This is a genomic window from Sedimentibacter sp. (assembly GCF_032080165.1).
Classification (GTDB): Bacteria; Bacillota; Clostridia; order Tissierellales; family Sedimentibacteraceae; genus Sedimentibacter.
Genome location: NZ_DAMASY010000001.1, coordinates 325,289 through 343,902, shown reverse-complemented (window position 1 = coordinate 343,902; position 18,614 = coordinate 325,289). Strand labels below are relative to the sequence as shown.

The following is an 18,614-nucleotide window of genomic DNA, read 5'->3' as shown; positions in this document are numbered from 1 at the left end:
AGCTAACAATGAAATTATTCAATATAACAGATAAAGACAGAAGAAAGTTTTTAAATTTTTATAAAAGTCAATATTTAAATAATCCCCTTAAAAGGGATTCTATGTCAGGATTGTTAAAGGGTTTGATTTATGGAACCTCTGAGCTATGCAAATCAGTGGATTTGGAACCATTGATGGTTATAGATAATAATAGAATAATAATGATTTGCATTTTAGCATTTGCTTATAGAATGCAGAATTTTGTACAGATTGGTTTTTTTGAAGCCACTGAATTAAACCAGGAAGCATTTCAATTAATATTGAATAGAGCAGAACAATTTGCAAACGAAAAGGGTGCTTACAAAATAAGTGCTTCTTTGAATATACATGTTAATTACGGACTTGGATTTTTGGCAAGCGGCTATAATAAAAAGCAAAGCTTTGGTATGGCACATAATCCTGAATTTTATCACGAATTCTTTACAGCTAATAATTTTGAAGCTATTGAAATGGTAAGCTACAAAAAAGACATGCGTAATACGGACAAGCTGTTAAGCGATGAAATGGTTGATAAATTAAACGGAATTTATACTGTAAGAGAAGCCGATTTTAGTAATTTAAAGCGTGAAGCTGAAATATATACCGAAATAAACAATTTAAGCTTCAAAGAACATTTATTTTACTATCCAAGAAAAAAGGAAGAAGATTACGAATTGTTTAAGGACCTAAGATTTTTAATTAAGCCGGAGAATTTACTTTTTGTTGAAAAAGACAGTACTCCTGTTGGTTTTATGCTTTGGTATCCGGATTTTAATCAAATAATGAGTTCAAATGAAACAGTCGGTTTAAAAACTGTTATTAAAAACAAGTTATTTTCCCGCAAAATAGACACCTTTAAAATTGTGGAAATGGGTGTAATTCCGGGTGAAAGAAGCAAAGGGGCAATACTATGCCTGTTCAACTATTGCTTCAAATGCATCAGGGGTAAGTATGATTATATGGAATCCGGTTGGATTTTATCGGATAATACTAAATCTAAAAGCTTCGGCATCAAATGGGCTGACTGTGAATCTAAGCGCTATAAGGCATACATCAAGGTATTGAATAATGAGCAAATATAAAACTATTAATGATTTTGAATCGAATCATTATCACTTCATATATGAAAATCGAATGGAGGAGCTTCTGACTCTTTTAAAGCTGTTGGAAAAAGTCAATCCCTGCAATCAGGAATATGAATTTACAGACAGCTGTTTATTGATTTCATATTCTCATAAATTAAACTTATTCAATTTCAGAAATTTGTTCCCTTTAAAAGCTAATGTTCAAATAATCGGCTTGCCTGTTTCAGTCTGCATGAAGGGTTATTTTGGCAATCATGTTAAAATTGAAAGTATAATAAAAAAGAAGAAGGGATTAAAAATCCTCCTTAACGGCACCCATTTTTTAAAAGGTGGTGGAAAAACTTTATCATCCTTTGTTTTTGATAACAAATTTTCAACCTTTGATGATTATTTAAACAGCTTAAGAAGTCCGTACAGAAGGCGTATAAACAAAGCTCTCGTCTTCAGAAATAAATTAAATATAAGAAAAATAGACAACAATAAATTCAATGAAGATCATTACAAGCTTTATCTGAGCATAATGGAAAGGACCGAAAACCCATTAGAAACATTACCACCGGACTTTTTCAGAGAATATGACGCTGAGATATATGAATTTTCAGATGTGGATACTGATGATGTCATAGGCTTTATCCAGTTAAAGTCAATAGATGATACTCTTTATTTTTTGTTTGGCGGGTTTAATAAAGAAGATATAAAGCTATATGATATATACTATAATATGCTTCTTAAAATTATTGAAGAAGGAATTGAAAAGCAGGTAAAGACAATAGAATTTGGACAGACTGCTGAAGAAAGCAAATTAAAAATCGGCTGCAGAGAACAATATAAATATTTATATGTGCATCACAGCAATTTTTTATTGAATTTCATTATTCAAATGGCATTGCCGTTGTTTTCGTATAAGCCGTATAAAATTAAACACCATGTGTTTAAAGATTAGAAGGTAGTTATGATTGTATTTTTAAAAAAAGTTAGGGTAAAAACCGTATTTTCTGCATTTGAACCGGTTATAACAGAACCTTTGGAGCTTTGTTATCTGAAATCTGTTTTAGACAGCATGAATATAGAAAATTATATAATTGATAATTTGTTCAAATTAAAGGAACCCTCAGTTATACCTGATGTTATTGTGCTTACCGGCTACAACGTTGCTGAAAATGAAATCATCAAGGATGCAAAAAATTATAAAAACAAATATCCCCACGTTAAAATTATAGTCGGCGGTGTTCACATCCAAGGAAATAAAAATGAATTCTATGCTCCTGCAATCGACTATGTATGTCATACTCAAAGCTTAAGTACATTTAAGGAACTGATTTATAAAATAAACAGACAGGATTATAGCATTACCTCCGGTGTAGATTCTTATGTCAAAGATGAAAATTCCAACAGCGGTAAATGGGTTTACGGAAACAAAGTGACCTTGTATGAAAAAGAAGGTATTCTTCCTGACAGAGGTTTATTTTATCAAATGTCAAGCAAACTCCGATATCTTGACAAAAGAAATGTAGCCTTGGTTAAAGGAAGCATCGGCTGTCCTTATAATTGTTCATACTGCTATTGCAAAAAGCTGAATGACAGACATTACGTTAAGCCGAATTTTGAAAAGATGATTTTGGAAATGCAAAATCTTAAAGCCGATTATTTTTGGATAGTGGACGATGTGCTTTTTCCCAACAGAAATGAAGCGATGAATTTCATAGATATAATAAAATCAAAAGGCTTGAAGGTTAAAATTATCGGATATCTGAGAGCTGACTTTATTTTAAGAGAAAAGGATTTATTGCCTTTGCTGAAAGAGGCGGGACTTTCGGAAGTTATAGTAGGCTTTGAAGCAACAAACAATGATGAATTAGAGGGTTATGAAAAAACTACAAACGCTCTTGACTATCCTGAGATCATATCTTTACTGAAAGAGAATAATATTGATTTAACCGCACTTTTTATGGTGCATCCGGAATATAGTATTAAGGATTTCAGAAATTTATACAGGTTTATGAAGAAAAATAAAATAGAGGTTTACACGATTTCCATTTTTACACCCATAAAGGGCACAAATGATTATGAGTCGTTGAAAGATGAATTAATAACCGATAATCCGAAAAGGTTTGATTTTATGCACTTAGTGCTTGAATCCAACCTTCCTAAGTGGTTGTTTTATTTGATGTTTTATGGGGTGCATGTGAGATTGATAAAATCTAAGAGAGTGTGGAAATTCATAGGGAGATAGGCTATGATGACAAAATCGGTAAGGAGATTATTATGAAAGAACGTATATGGAATTTTTGGGCTGATAAATATGATAAGCTTTGGGTTCAGAAATATTCTTTAAAGCCAACAAGGGATTATGTATTAAAAGCTATTTCTGATATGAATATAGATAAAAATATCAGGGTTTTGGATTTAGGCTGCGGTTCCGGTCAATTAATACATGAAATGTCTCACATGTTTAATAATCTTAATATAACAGGTATAGATTTTTCCGAAAAAATGATTGAAATGTCACAAGCAAGGAATCAAATGGCTCAGCATATTAAATTGAATGCCGATGAATTATATAAAATAAACGATAAATACGATCTAATAATTTGTACACATTCACTTCCCTATTATAAGGAACCGGAAAAAGTATTGATGGAATTAAGCAAATTATTAAATGATGACGGTAATTTGCTAATTGGTTTTGCCAGTGGAAATAATTTTTATGATAAATTAATTTTAAGCTTTGTTAAATTAACCACAGGACCGGCTAATTACCCTTCTGATGAGGGATTTCGAAAAATTATCTCTTCCTTTTTCAAGGTGGAAAGCTTGGGAATTATTAAGGAAAAAATCTATATGCCGAGGATTGCGGTATATAAATTAAAGAAGGCGGTAATATGTTGAAGGTATTGTTAATTCGCCCAAGACCTCACAATGAAACAATCGGGCTTCAGCACGTTATGATTTGTGAGCCTTTAGAGCTTGAATATTTGATTTCCAATGTAAATGAAGAAATAAAAAATCAGGTGCAAATCAAAATTTATGATTTAATTGTTGAGAAGAAAAGCTATGAGGATATATTGTCAGAGGATAAACCTGATTTCGTATTATTTACTGGTTATATTACTCATGTCGGTATTATAAAGAAAATGGCCGGAACTGCTAAAAAAATGCTGCCATTCATCTATACAGGTGTTGGAGGTGTACATGCAGAGGTTGTACCTGAGGATTATAATTCCGAATATATTGATTTTGTTTACAGCAAAAATGGCATAGATGGATTCAATAAAACATTAAGCATGATTTTGAAGGGCAATGATGTCAAACAAATAAAAAATGAAATTAATCAGGCTGCCAAAAATGACAGCTTTAACCATAAGCATCCCGACAGAAGTTCGGTTTCAAAATACCGCAAGCATTATTACTATATGTTTCACAGTCCTTGCGCTTTGATAAAAACCTCCTTCGGTTGTCCGTATAACTGTTCCTTCTGCTTTTGTAAGGAAATAACCGATGGTAAGTACTTTTCGAGAGATATGGATGATGTATTAAACGAGCTTCAGGCAATCACAGAAGAAGAAATATATATAGTGGACGATGATTTTTTATTTAATGTAAACAAACTCAGAAAGTTTATCGAAGGTGTCAGGAACAGAAATTTAAAGAAAAAATTCTTGGTTTACGGCAGGGCTGATTTCATAGCGGAAAACAAGGAATTAATAACTGAATTAAAGGATGTGGGGCTTCAGGCTGTGATAGTAGGAATAGAATCCGTTCGTTCTAAGGACCTTGAGGCATATAACAAAAGAACCACGAAGGATATAAATGAAAGGTGCATTAAAATTTTAAGAGACTTGGATATCGAGCTATATGCCACATTGATTATACCTTTGGATTTTACGGTTTCTGATTTTAATGAGCTTACCACATGGCTTAAAAGCATGGATGTGAGATTTGTCAATCTTCAGCCCCTGACTCCTTTGCCGGGCACTGATATTTTTGATTCTTATACCTCGGATTTATTGGTAAAAAGAGAAAGCTATGAGGTCTGGGATATGGCGCACGTTGTGTTAAAACCGGAATTTATGAGTATAAGAAAATTTTATGCACAGCTATTGAAGGCGTATTACAAGGTTATTATGAGACCAAAACACTTATTGTTTTTAATAAAGAAGTACGGTTTCAGGGCAAACTTAAAAATGCTTGCAGGCAGCAGCTTTGTAAGTATGCAGTATATAAAAAAGATTGTGAGGGGACATTAATGAAAAAGATATTGCTTATACAACCGAGTCCCTATGACCAAAACCGTAAGCCCATAAAGAAAAGCAGATTGTACTTTGTGGGACTTGCCATGCCTTTATTGGCGGCAATGATGCCTGATGACTGGGAGTCGGAAATTGTACTTGAAATATTAGAGGATATACCCTGGTATACTGATGCTGATATTATAGGCATAAGCTCAATGGGACACGGTGTCATAAGATCTATTGATATAGCAAAGCGATTTAAAGAAATGGGAAAGACAGTGATATTAGGCGGCTACATGGTAAGCATTATGGTGGAGGAAGCGTTAAAATATTGCGATGCTGTGGTAGTTGGCGATGCTGAGTTAGTGTGGAAGGAACTATTAGAAGATTATGAAAAAGGAAAACTCAAAAATATATATGAAAAGAATTTAGAGAAAGGATTCTTTTCAACACCTTTACCTCGATTTGATTTAATTGTTGACAAAAATATCGGAGATTTCCTTCCTGTACAAGCAGGCAGGGGCTGTCCCAACATATGCAGCTTCTGTTCTGTTGCATGCTTATATAAAGGTCATTACATCAAAAAACCTCTGAATGAGGTGGTAAGGGATATAAAGCAGGTTAAGGAATTGGGCTTTAAAAAATTTTTGCTGTTAGATGACAATATATTTTCCGACAGAGAATATCTGCATGAATTGTTAAATGAAATAAAAAGGCTTGACATGGAGTGGATGAGCCAATGTGATATAAAAATCGGCAAGGATGATGAACTGTTAAAGCAATTGTCCGAAAGCGGTTGTACAACACTCAGCTTCGGGCTTGAGAGTATTTCCCGGGAAAGTTTAATAGGAATGAATAAGGGCTGGGCAAATCCTTCAAAATATCCTGAATTAATAAGGAACATACAAAGACATGGAATTGACGTTTCAACTGAAATGGTGGTAGGCGGAGAGGGAGACACCTTGGAATCCATAAGAATGACAAAAGATTTTATAGAAGAAAATAAAATCTCTGTTCCGCGATTTTATATTCTTACACCCATTCCGGGAACTAAGTTTTTTAAAGATATTGTGGCTGAAGACAGATTAATTAACGATAATATATATTCCTTTGATGGTACTGAAGCCGTTCATAAACCTAAAAATATGACACCTGAGGAATTGACATCAGCCTACTGGGATTTATACGAATCTCTGTTCACTTATAAATCCATTTTGAAAAGGAATATTATACGCAGAGAATTTTTGAAAACCCCGGGAAAATATTTATTTTATTGTGTTGTGAATTTGTTTTACAGATATCAGATAAACAGAAGAATAACACCGAATATATTTTAAAAGAGAGATCCATCTCTACGCTCGGGATAACATAAAAGGGGTTATTTATGAAAATATTATTAGTAAGACCGCCAAGGATAAAGCAGGCAATTACATTAAGTGATTTTATGTTCTCAGAACCGTTAGGGCTTGAAATGATTTATGGTATATTGAAACATAAAGATGATGTTGAAATATTTGATATGATGATTGAAAACACAAGCTTATCTGAAAAAATAATTAAGTATAGACCTGATATAGTGGGAATCACTTCTCTTTGTATCGATGTAAATAAGGTTTTAATGCTTTGTGATGAAGTAAAGAATACGGATTCAAAAATTATAACATTTGTTGGCGGGACTCAAAGCTTTTTAAATCCCGGGGCTTTTTATCACGCTTCCGTTGATCATATATTTGAATTTACAAACTCTGATAATTTAACAAAATTAATGCAAATCTTAAAGGATAATCAAATTGAATTAATAGACGGAATCAGGTCGAAGAAGCTTAGCTACCAATCAACAGGAATAAAAGGCCGCAATGAATATATGCTGCCGGACAGAAATTCAACTGAAAAATACCGGCATGAGTATTCCTACTTTGGGTACCGCCCTGCTGCGATTATGGAATTTGGCACGGGATGCGAAAAGGTATGTGACTTTTGTCTCAGATGGAGAATTGAAGGTGCAAAGGAAAAGTTAATTGATATTAAGCTGACTAAAAGGGATTTATCAAGCATTAAGGAACCGACAATAATGTTTATGGACAATGATTTTTTGGGAAATGAAGAAAAAATAGTATCATTTATCAAAATTGTCAAAGAACTGAATCTAAATAAAAATTATATTATGTACGGCTCAGTTAAAGGTATAATTGAATACAAGGAATATTTAAAGGAACTTAAGAAGCTTGGTCTGAAAGCATTGCTGGTTGGTTATGAAACCTTCAATGATGATGAAATGGTTAGCTATCATAAAAAATCAAGCACATCGGATAATTTTGAGGCTGCCAAAATATTAAGAGAGCTGCAAATCGACGTCTGGGCTTCTTTTATGGCTCATCCTGATTGGGAAAGGAATGATTTTAAATTATTCAGAAGCTATATAAAGAGCTTAAAGCCGCAGATTACTTCCATAAGTCCACTTACGCCCTTCCCTAACCTTGCTATGTATGAGCACTATAAAGACAGATTGCTTTACAGCGCCGATGACTATGAAAAGTGGAGCTTTGGTCAGGTAATGATAAAACCTTCGGGAATAAGCTTGAAAGCATATTACTTGGAATTGCTGAAAACTAATTTGTATGTAAATTTATTTGTAAATAAAAACACTGAAATGATAAAGAAATATGGAATAGAAAATATTTTTAGAATAACAAAAGGGTCACTGAAGGCGGTTAAGAAATACGTAACATTAATGGTTAATTCACAATGAGATCCTTCAATGTTCAGGATGACAATACTTGAATGGCAGCATATTTCTTGTTAAATTTATATTTATAATTGATAATATAATTTTGAGTGATATAATTGTTCTTATATACGTTGATTGAAAGGTAATCATTATGAAGAAAAAAGATATTTTGCTTGCAGCATTGCTTGTAATCATGTGGGGTATTAATTTTACCGTAATTAAATTAGGTCTTAAGGGTGTACCTTCAATGCTGTTAATTGCATTAAGATATTTATTTACCGCTTTCCCTGCTGTATTTTTTGTTAAAAAACCAAAAACAGAGTTAAAATATATTGTGCTCTTCGGACTCTTTGTAGGTGTGGGACAATTTGCCTGCTTGTTTTATGCCATGGAAATCGGAATGCCCGCAAGTATCGCATCCATAGTTTTGCAGATACAGGCTTTCATATCTCCGGTAATGGCAGTATTTTATTTAAATGAAAAAATTAAGACTAAGCAAATTATCGGTTTTGTAATTGCAGCTGCGGGACTCCTGATTATCGGTGCGGCAAATGCCAGAGACGGTATCAACGCAATACCTGTATTGGCAATCATACTAAATTTATTAGCTCCTGTTTTCTGGTCAGCATCAAACATAGTTGCACGAATTGCATCTGACAAGGAGGAAGCAAAGGGCGAAAAGCTTGATATGTTCAGTCTGGTTGTCTGGTCATCACTGATTCCGATTATACCGCTCATGGTATTGGCATTTGTTCTTGATACACCACAAGACATAATTAATGCGTTGGCTAATTTTAGCGGCATATCAATATTTGCTGTTTTATACTTGGCAATAGGGGCAACATTATTCGGCTACGGAGTTTGGAGTATGCTTATCGGCAAATATCCTATGGGAAAAGTAGCACCTATTCCCCTGTTGGTTCCTGTTATAGCTCTCATGTCAGCAAGAATTGTACTCAATGAGCAGCTCTCAAGCATGCAGTGGATAGGAGTTATTATAATATTGATTGGATTAGTAACTTCAAATTTAGATTTTGGAATATTCAGAAAGTATTTTGAGAGTAAATCTGTAAAAAATGAAGGGTAAAAAAATAAAAATTGAAACGGTTCTTTTGTGGAAGCAAAAAGAACCGTCACCGATTTTACCTACAATACTTCTTCGCTTTGTGTTAGTTTTTTTGACATCCAATTCTTCCCTTCAACTATTCGTGTTACTATCATCGAAGCAACTGTATCACCTGTAGCATTTAACCATGTTGCCGGCGGGTCTACTAAGAATCCTATGGTTGCTATTATCGGGAATGCTTCTGCAGGGAATCCATACATATTAACTATAAGCATTTCTCCTATGAGTCCGCCACCGGGCACACCTGACATTACAACTCCGCCTAATACAGATAACATTACTGCTGTAAGGTATGTTCCCATTCCCGAAAATTCCTGACCAAACATACCAAACAAGAAGGATATTTTTAATATAGATGAAAGTACCGTTCCGTCCATATGCATTGTAGCACCAATTGGAAGTATAATTTCACGGATATCCTTTGGTACACCTATGCGTTGAGCAGCCCTTAAGTTTGTAGGAAGAGTTGCAATTGAACTTTGTGTTGCAATTGATGTAACAGATGGCTCAATAATATTTTTAAAATAGGATTTTACCGCATCCATGCCACCTGCATAATATGTATATGCTGCATAAGCTATGAAGAAGTATAGAATACATAATGGATAATATACTGCCATTGCTCTTGCATAAGCTCCAAGAAGCTGTGGTCCGAACTCACCTATCAAGCTTGCAAAATAAGCTCCAAGTCCTATAGGTGCATAAAGCATAATTACACTTATAAATTTCATCATAACTTTAGATAATGCATCTAAAGCTCTTGCGACTACATTGTCTTCTCCGCCCACAGCACTTACACAGTATCCGAATATAATTGAGAATACAATTAACGGTAGCATATTAGAGCGTGATAAAATTTTACTGAAGTCGTTTACTGTCAGCGCCGCAACAATTTGGTCTGCAAATGATAATTTTTGTAATTCATCAGCAGCTTGTAATTCTAAGTTTACTCCTTGGGCTGGCGGGAATACTTTTACTACCACAATAATTAAAATAGCTGCTATTAAACCGGTTACTACAAATGTCAGGAACATGTTTCCTAATATTTTACCAAGACGTTTCATATTTACCATGCTTCCTACCGCACTGGCAATTGTAATAAATACCAGAGGTGTTACTGCTGTAAACATTAAATTTAAGAAAATGTCTCCAAATGGTTTCAATACTATTGCTTTTTCACCAAATATAATACCAATTATACTGCCAATTGCAATTGCAGCAATTAATGTTATGGAAAATTTGTAGTTTTCCCATACTGTCTTTTTAGATGTACTCATATTATTTCTCCTTAATATTTTGTTTTAAATAATTAAATCTTCATCCATTATTTTCCCAATTGCTACTATATTTGTATCACCTATGAGGTACAGTTTATTAATATTATTATTCGTTCTTTCAACTTCAACAAATAATTCTCCGCCATCAACTATAATTTTTGCTTTATCTCCACTCAAATAACCTTTTAACATTAATGCAACTGCAGTTGATGCAGAGCCGGTACCGCATGCTAATGTAAAGTCTTCAACCCCCCTTTCGTAAGTTTTTACTAATGCAGCATTTTTATTTAATACCTCAAAAAAGTTAACATTAGCTCCTTTGGGAAAACCTTCAAAATGCCTTATCTTAATACCTGCTTCACGCAATTTGTTTTCATCTGCATTCTGAAGATTATATTTAACAACTGCATGAGGCAATCCGGGATTTCCTAATTCTATATATGAACATTCATAATTAATGCCGTCTATTTCAATATCATTATTAAGCTTAATCACTTCAGGCTTGTTAAGTAAAACTTTAACCAAACGTCCTTCTAATACTTCAGAATTTATAAGTCCTGCCCCTGTTTCAAATGTCATCTTTTTACCTGCTATGTTGTTTACATATGCATAACGAGAAATACATCTTGCGCCGTTACCGCACATTTCACCTATACTGCCGTCACGATTATAAAAACGCATCTTAAAATCAGCTTCTCCCTCAGGGTAATCAACCACCATGAAGCCGTCAGCTCCAATTGATAATTTTCTTTGGCAAAGTTTTTTTGCAATTGAAGGTAATTTGTTTACAGGGATATTTAATTTCATATTATTAATAATTACAAAATCATTTCCTGCTCCCTGCATTTTATAAAATTCCATAACATCACTTCCTCATATTTTTTTCAACGATTCCGGTATTACTTCATTTGCAATCATATGATCATATGATTGTCTTTTTACTATAATTTCTGATTTACCGTCCTTAACCAACACTGTTGCCGGTATAGGATTTTTATTATAGTTACTTGCCATGGAGTAACCATATGCACCCGTTGAAAATATAGCAAGTATATCTCCTCTTTCAGCTAATGCTATATGTGCATCCTTAATAAGTATATCTCCTGATTCGCAGCATTTTCCGCTTATTGTAACTAAATCTGAGCTTGGTTGCTCTGCTTTATTAGCTATAATACCTTCATACTTAGCTTGATATAATGCAGGTCTTATATTGTCGGTCATTCCACCGTCAACAGACACATATTTTCTTATACCTTTGATATCCTTTATAGTACCGATTGTATAAAGCGTTATTCCTGCTTCACCTATTATGCTTCTGCCCGGCTCAATAACAATTTCGGGTCTTGTTATATCCATTTCCTTTGAAAATTCTTCGATTCTTGCCATCATTGGATCTAAGAAATATGCATATGGTTTTTTATCATCATCATCTGTATAGCGTATTCCGAATCCACCTCCTATATTTAATTCAGGTATAGTATAATTATATTTATCTATAGTATCTTTTATTAACTTTAATGCAATTTCTAATGCCTTTAAATGTGATTCATTGTTATGCAGCTGTGAACCGACATGAAAATGAAATCCCATAAAATTTATGTACGTTGAATTTATCGCTTTTTCAATTGCAGGAAATATAACTTCATCATCTAACGGAATCCCAAACTTAGAATCTTTTTTCCCTGTAACTATATAATCATGAGAATCACTTTTAACTCCGGGAGTTATTCTATATAATATATTGGTTTTCTTTCCTTTTTCCTTACAAATACTTTCTATAATGTCTAACTCGTCAAGACCGTCTACTATTATTCTTCCGATGTTATAATCAATTGCAAGCTCTAATTCTTCAATTGATTTGTTATTACCGTTAAACTCTATTTTTTCTGCAGGAAAATTTGCTTTTATAGCTGTATATAATTCTCCTCCTGAAACTACATCCATACACAGTCCTCCTCTTTCAATTATCTTGCACATTGAAAGAGTTAAAAATGCTTTTGAAGCATATGCAGCTCTCGTTCTTTCATATTTGTTTAAAAATGTATCTCTTATTTCTTTGCATTTTTCCACAATAGATGTTTCACTCATTACATACAAAGGTGTTCCGTATTTCTCAGCTAATTCCACTGTACTGCATCCGTCAAAATACAAGATGTTATTTTTAATTTCTCTTAACATAGTATCCCCTTAATAATTATTATTTGAAATTATAACTCTACAAAGATAATTATGCAAATTTTATGCCAAGTAAAGTTGAAATTTAACATAATATATAGATATATACATATTCTTGACATATTATAAAAAAACCTATAACATTAAAATCAGAATTTAGAAAGGGTGAAAGCATGACTAAAAAAGTAGCTGTTATAACATTAGGCAAACATGTTTCTACATTTTATGAAAACATAATAAAATCACTTTTTGGAGATTTAGTCAGTATAAGCTCATACAGCGTGTTGAACGGTTCTATCAATAATATCGATAATGCAGATGTATTTGTTGTTACAACTGATGCCTTTGAAGATATTAATGACTATAAAAAATACCTGCCTGCGGACACTCCTAAAGTTGAGCTTAATGTTGAATTCACAAAAAAGAATATTGAAGCATTAATGAAAGTTCCAAAGGGTACCTGCGCTTATTTTGTAAATTTAAGCGAAATTATGGTGCGGGAATGTATTGCGAGACTTTCACAGCTTGGTATTAACCACATTAATTTAGTACCATGTTTCCCCGGTGCAAAACTCGCAAAGGAATGTGGACTCGCTATTACTGTTGGTGAAAGCAGATACGTACCAGAGACGGTAAAAAATATTATAGATCTTGGTCATCGTGTGCCTGATTCAAACACTGTTGTTGAAATGGCCCTTCGTTTAAAGCTTGATTACCTACTGGAAAGGGAAAACTTCAAGGAATATTTCAATTCAATAGCCTCAAGTAACTACAACTTTAATCAGATTTTTGATCGTTCCCTGAACATGGAAAGCCAATTTGAAATATTAATGGAAATAATTGATGCAGGAATTATAGGAGTTAATGAAAGCGATGTTATTTATGCTTGTAATTCAAAAGCGGTAGAAATAACAGGCATAAATAAAGTGCAAGCAATACAAACGCAAGTAAAATCTACTTTTCCTTTCCTGCCAATTTATGAATGCAGACAAACGGGAAAAAAAATAACCAACCGCCTTGTAAAATTCAAAGGCGTTGACATAAATGTTACAGTTGCTCCGGTTATAAGAAGAAATGAATATATTGGTGCCTTTGCTACTATACAAAGATTTACGGAAGAAGAATCCAAACAGCAAAACCTGCGTATTCAACTTTTAAATAAGGGGCATAAGGCTAAATATACTTTTGATGATATAATAGGCGAAAGCGATACAGTTAAAAAGGCATGTGCAATAGCTAAAAAAATGGCTGCGAATAATTCAGCTGTACTGATTACAGGAGAAAGCGGAACAGGCAAGGAGCTCTTTGCCCATGCCATTCACAATGAATCTGACAGAAAGAATAACCCCTTCATAGCAATTAACTGTGCTGCTATGCCTGATAATTTATTGGAAAGTGAGCTTTTCGGATATGAAGAAGGGTCTTTTACAGGTGCAAAAAAGGGCGGTAAATTAGGACTTTTCGAATTTGCTCACAAGGGTTCTATATTTTTGGATGAAGTTGAAGGAATGAGTCCTGCATTGCAAATTAAGCTTTTGAGAGTTATACAGGAAAGAGAAATTATGAGAGTTGGCGGCAACACGATAATAAGTGTTGACGTAAGAATAATAGCAGCTTCAAACGAAAATTTAGAAAAGCTTGTTACAAAAGGTGTTTTCAGAAGTGATTTATATTACAGATTAAATACTTTGCCTATTCAAATTCCTCCGTTAAGAGACAGAGGTGAGGATATAATGATTTTGCTTGAAGATATAAAAAAGAAGCTTAACGGACAATTTGAACTCTCTCCCCAAGTGAAAAATGCTTTTATGGTACACGATTGGAACGGTAATGTCAGAGAGCTCCACAATTATATTGAATACCTTACTTATTTGGATAAAGATTATATTGAATATGAAGATCTGCCTGTAAGTTTTCATAAGGGATTAAATATAAAACCAAAAATACATGAAAATGATTTGGATGTTAATTTGTTGAAAAAAATATCCGGAAATAAATTGGACGATTATTGTTTCGTTTTGGAAATGTTGTATAATGGATATGTTAAACAAACAACAATGGGCAGAAATTCAATAGCTGAGCATGCAAAATCTTTAGGACGTTTTCTTACACAGCAGGAAATAAGAAGTATTTTATATGATTTAAATAATTTAGGTCTTATTAAAATGTCCCACGGCAGAGGCGGTACTAAAATTAATGAGAAAGGTATAAAGGTTTATAATAATTTAAAAGCTAATTAAAATAAATTGGTTAAAGCACGCACCACTTTAACCAATTTATCTGCTTTACACGTAATAAATTTTGCTATATTTTTTTCATTTCAATCAATTCAAATTTTACTTTAAATTCTTCTCTTCTTATTTCTCTGTCTTCATATTCACATTCGCCTACCTGATTATCGTATGGGTCGTGTCTGAAATATTGTTTAGGCGGATCAAATTCATGCTGAAGTTCTGAATTAGCTACCATTCTGAAAGGATCTAAGTTAGCAAAATAGAAATTCCATTTATCCATGTTTCCGTTTCTGTAACCGCCGCCCCCAAATGACGGATCTGCAAACAGCCAGCCATATGGTTCCACATAGAATTGTGCCCAGTCGTGAGGTCCTACGTGATACGGTGTTACAGCCAAGCCTGACTGCCACTTAGCAGGTATACCTGCATATCTGCACAGCGTTATAAACAAAAGTGCCTGAACTCCGCAATCACCTTTTAAATTTAATGCACAATATTCAGGGATATTGATAATTGTTGAATATGCTCTCATATATGAATATTTTACATTTTGAGTTATATAATCATATATTTTTCTTGCCTTTATTAAAGGATTCGTTTCTTCACCAATTATTTCATTTGCAAGCTCTTTAATATACGGTGTAAACATAACTTGAGGTTCAAATTCATTGGTATCAAAAGTTGGCTGCTGTCTTGATACCTTTTCTGAATATGGTTCATTGTATCTCAAATGACTTTCATAGGAGTATTCTACTGAAAACTCCATATTTCCCTGTAAAACTGTTTCAAAATATGCCGTCCTGCTCGGATGGGTTTCATCAGCTATAAACGTTGCTTCCGGTGTTGTTTTTATTATTTTTATATTTTTCTGCTGACAATTTGCGGGGAGAGGCATGTGAACCCTTATTTTTTCTCCTGTTCTTGTGCATTCGTCCTTTATTTCAAGAGTTGTTTTTAAATGTATATAATATGAAGCTTCTTTGTTTTCTTTCATATCCTTGATGTTTGCATCTAAGTATTCCGCTCTTTCATTGCGTGATTCTTTCTGTTCTATCAATCTTTCGTTTAAATCAGCTCTCGTAACGAGCAAGGAACCGTAGAAACTATCATTGAATTTCACTTGACCGTCTACTAATATCCAATCTGCCTGACTGTCTTCCTGTAGGAATATTAATTCTTCTTTAGTAAAATCCTTTATGTTATCTTGACATTTCTTTAAAGCTTCATCAAATGTATATGTGTATTCGCCTTTAATTATATTTATAATTTCTTTTTCTAACTCTAATCTTTTCCTCATAGCAGCAGGAATTTGCTTATTCAATCTTAAATCGATTAATTTAATTGCATCTGCAAAGCTACCGCTCATTTTCATTTTAAGTATATCCTCGGGAAGATTTACTTTTAAATACTTTAAATCCTTCAATAACATTTTTTGCCCCCTTATTCTTCGTCTTTCACCCTTTTAATCTTTGCTCCAAGATTCATAAATTTATTTTCTATATGTTCATATCCTCTGTCTATATGATGTATGCTAGTAATCTCTGTTAAACCGTCGGCAACTAAGCCGGCAATTATTAAAGCAGCTCCCGCTCTTAAATCCGTGGCTTGTACCACCATTCCCTTCAGTTTGTCAGTACCGATTATCTTTGCCTGCTTTTTAGTAAATTCTATGTTAGCACCCATTCTGTTGATTTCATTCACATACTTAAATCTATCCTCCGATACCCCTTCAACAACTGTACTTTCTCCCATTAATGTTGATAACAGAACAGTCATAGGTTGTTGAAGATCAGTTGGAAAACCGGGATAAGGCAATGTTTGAATATTAACGGGAATCAGTTCACGGTCATAAAAAACTCGCATAGAATCACCATATTCCTCTATGCCTAAGCCCATTTCTTTCAGCTTAGCTGTAATCGGTTCAAGATGCTTCGGTATAATATCATCTATAATAATATCTCCCTTTGTGGCCGCAGCAGCTATCATGTATGTTCCTGCTTCAATTTGGTCAGGAATAACTCTGTATGTGCATCCCGTAAGCTCTTTTACACCGTTTATTCTTATAACGTCAGTTCCTGCACCTTTTATATCGGCTCCCATGGAATTCAAAAAATTTGCAGTGTCAACTATATGCGGTTCTTTTGCAGCATTTTCAATTGTAGTCCTGCCTTCTGCATATACTGCTGCAAGCATTATGTTAATTGTAGCCCCAACGCTTACTTTATCTAAGTATATTTTGTTTCCTATTAATTTATCTGCATGTACGTTGACTCTGCCATCAGGCGTAATATCAACAGTTGCTCCTAATGCCTCAAAGCCTTTTATATGCTGGTCAATCGGTCTTTCACCGATATCACATCCGCCGGGAAGCAATGATGAACTGCTTTTGAATCTTCCAAGACCTGCCCCAAGCAAGTAATATGAGGCCCTCATTTTTTTAGATAAACCATTTTTTAAATAACAACCCTCAACATTTGCTGAATCAACATAAATAGTAGTGTCATCTATATACCTTGCTTCAGCTCCTAACTCTTTTAGAATATCTAAAAAAACATTAACATCTTCTATATTAGGTACGTTTTGAATAGTGCATTTGCCGGGACATAACAATGTTGCAGGGATTATTGCAACTGCAGCATTTTTAAATCCACCGATATTAACTTTGCCTTTTAGCTTTGATCCACCTTCTATAACGAATTTTGACATATATAATTCCTCAATTCTTGTTTATTTATAATGAATATAAGTATGATTACATTAAGTAAAATAATACCTTAAAAAGTGCTTTAATTGTGTTTGAATTGCCTACCGCTATTTTTCAGAAAAAGACTCTAAAAATAGGGTTAGGGCATCTTTCATCATATAATAATATAATATAACTGTAATTTTTTCAATAAAAATAAATGTTAGGGCTTATTAAATGTTTTTGAGTTCCATCACTAAAAATAACTTTCCACGCAGGATATGAATTTATTCCCGAAATAACCTGCCAATTCTCATCTTCTATACTATAATATGACATATCTATTCTTATAATTTCCTTATTGTCTACATCATCATAGGACAATAGCTTTAATAAGCTTTCAGCAGCTGTGAATGTATTTAATTTTTCTGCTATTTCTTTTATGGCAATTATTTTTTGCATTTCAAATTTATAGATACCATTTTTATCAATGTAAAATTTCATATAGGAATTATCAACGCTTACGTTATTGTAGTATCTTGTATACATTATAAAGCCTGAGTCATCCGTAATGATTCTGTAATTTTCGCTAAAGCCTGACCCATCAATATTTTTATTTTTTAAGAAATTATCTATTTCATCCGCAATTTTCAAATTAGCTTCTAATTTACCGTTTACTTTTTCTCTCAGGGTGTAAATAAATTTTTTACCTTCAATTATTTCAATTGATTCTCCCTTTTGATTGCTATATAAAAAAACATTTTCAACCGGATCAATTCCTTCGCCTAAAAATTTCTCCAGCATTTTTTTATCTATATTAATAATTCTGTATTCTGTGTCCAATACAGGAAGAGTGTATATTTCTTTCGGTATTTCACAATTAATTACAATGTTTTTTTCCTTTAAAATATTTTCCACATCTTCAATAAAATCCTTATCGGACATTATATTATATTCTTCGGAAAAAATATCGTTAAAAGAATATGAAAGAAGAAATATATTCAAAATTATAAACGCAACTATAAATATTATATTTGATTTGTTCCAATCCACTCA

At 33.3% G+C, this 18,614-nt stretch carries 15 protein-coding genes; 9 read left to right on the top strand and 6 right to left on the bottom strand.

Annotation, left to right across the window (positions count from 1 at the left end):
• Positions 1–8: 8 nt before the first annotated feature.
• The 8 genes from RT412_RS01555 (at position 9) to RT412_RS01520 (ending at position 9,150) form a co-directional block, all read left to right on the top strand.
• Positions 9–1,100, top strand: coding sequence for a hypothetical protein (locus RT412_RS01555; protein ID WP_313339650.1), 1,092 nt, complete (start codon positions 9–11; stop codon positions 1,098–1,100).
• A complete protein-coding gene (locus RT412_RS01550) occupies positions 1,087–2,046 on the top strand; it encodes a hypothetical protein (protein ID WP_313339648.1) in 960 nt (319 codons plus the stop codon). Before RT412_RS01555 ends, RT412_RS01550 begins: the two co-directional genes overlap by 14 nt.
• A 9-nt stretch (positions 2,047–2,055) precedes the next feature.
• Positions 2,056–3,336: a B12-binding domain-containing radical SAM protein gene (locus tag RT412_RS01545; protein ID WP_313339645.1), complete on the top strand. Its 1,281-nt coding sequence runs from the start codon at positions 2,056–2,058 to the stop codon at positions 3,334–3,336.
• 32 nt (positions 3,337–3,368) lie between these two features.
• Entirely contained in the window at positions 3,369–3,992 is a 624-nt protein-coding gene (locus RT412_RS01540; protein ID WP_313339642.1) for a class I SAM-dependent methyltransferase, read from the top strand.
• Positions 3,986–5,350 (top strand): B12-binding domain-containing radical SAM protein, encoded by a 1,365-nt coding sequence (locus tag RT412_RS01535; RefSeq protein WP_313339639.1) that lies wholly within the window; start codon positions 3,986–3,988, stop codon positions 5,348–5,350. Before RT412_RS01540 ends, RT412_RS01535 begins: the two co-directional genes overlap by 7 nt.
• On the top strand, positions 5,350–6,672 hold the full coding sequence (locus RT412_RS01530; RefSeq protein ID WP_313339636.1) for a radical SAM protein: 1,323 nt from the start codon (positions 5,350–5,352) through the stop codon (positions 6,670–6,672). The genes RT412_RS01535 and RT412_RS01530 overlap by 1 nt, the downstream gene beginning before the upstream one ends.
• Positions 6,673–6,719: 47 nt before the next feature.
• Positions 6,720–8,084, top strand: coding sequence for a B12-binding domain-containing radical SAM protein (locus RT412_RS01525; RefSeq protein WP_313339633.1), 1,365 nt, complete (start codon positions 6,720–6,722; stop codon positions 8,082–8,084).
• Positions 8,085–8,214: 130 nt separating this feature from the next.
• Positions 8,215–9,150 (top strand): EamA family transporter, encoded by a 936-nt coding sequence (locus tag RT412_RS01520; RefSeq protein ID WP_313339629.1) that lies wholly within the window; start codon positions 8,215–8,217, stop codon positions 9,148–9,150.
• Positions 9,151–9,209: 59 nt separating this feature from the next.
• On the opposite strand, the gene RT412_RS01515 is transcribed toward RT412_RS01520, so the two are convergent.
• From RT412_RS01515 to lysA, 3 genes are read right to left on the bottom strand one after another with little or no spacing between them, the layout of a single operon-like run.
• The gene (locus tag RT412_RS01515; protein ID WP_313339626.1) at positions 9,210–10,466 is read right to left on the bottom strand and encodes a dicarboxylate/amino acid:cation symporter; all 1,257 of its coding nucleotides are present in this window, start codon (positions 10,464–10,466) and stop codon (positions 9,210–9,212) included.
• A 24-nt stretch (positions 10,467–10,490) separates the two neighbouring features.
• The gene (gene dapF, locus RT412_RS01510; RefSeq protein ID WP_313339623.1) at positions 10,491–11,327 is read right to left on the bottom strand and encodes a diaminopimelate epimerase; all 837 of its coding nucleotides are present in this window, start codon (positions 11,325–11,327) and stop codon (positions 10,491–10,493) included.
• 12 nt (positions 11,328–11,339) lie between these two features.
• Positions 11,340–12,644, bottom strand: a complete 1,305-nt coding sequence (gene lysA, locus RT412_RS01505; RefSeq protein WP_313339621.1) for a diaminopimelate decarboxylase — start codon at positions 12,642–12,644, stop codon at positions 11,340–11,342.
• Between the two features lie 170 nt (positions 12,645–12,814).
• Here lysA and RT412_RS01500 point away from each other — a divergent pair, with 170 nt between their 5' ends.
• The gene (locus RT412_RS01500) at positions 12,815–14,881 is read left to right on the top strand and encodes a sigma 54-interacting transcriptional regulator (RefSeq protein WP_313339619.1); all 2,067 of its coding nucleotides are present in this window, start codon (positions 12,815–12,817) and stop codon (positions 14,879–14,881) included.
• A gap of 64 nt (positions 14,882–14,945) precedes the next feature.
• Here RT412_RS01500 and RT412_RS01495 read toward each other — a convergent pair whose 3' ends face one another.
• The 3 genes from RT412_RS01495 to yycI form a co-directional block, all read right to left on the bottom strand.
• Positions 14,946–16,304 carry a transglutaminase-like domain-containing protein gene (locus tag RT412_RS01495; RefSeq protein WP_313339616.1) on the bottom strand — a complete coding sequence of 453 codons (1,359 nt, stop codon included), beginning with the start codon at positions 16,302–16,304 and terminating at the stop codon, positions 14,946–14,948.
• 11 nt (positions 16,305–16,315) lie between these two features.
• Positions 16,316–17,581, bottom strand: a complete 1,266-nt coding sequence (locus RT412_RS01490) for a UDP-N-acetylglucosamine 1-carboxyvinyltransferase (protein ID WP_313339613.1) — start codon at positions 17,579–17,581, stop codon at positions 16,316–16,318.
• A 184-nt stretch (positions 17,582–17,765) separates the two neighbouring features.
• On the bottom strand, positions 17,766–18,611 hold the full coding sequence (gene yycI / locus RT412_RS01485; protein WP_313339610.1) for a two-component system regulatory protein YycI: 846 nt from the start codon (positions 18,609–18,611) through the stop codon (positions 17,766–17,768).
• Positions 18,612–18,614: the final 3 nt, after the last annotated feature.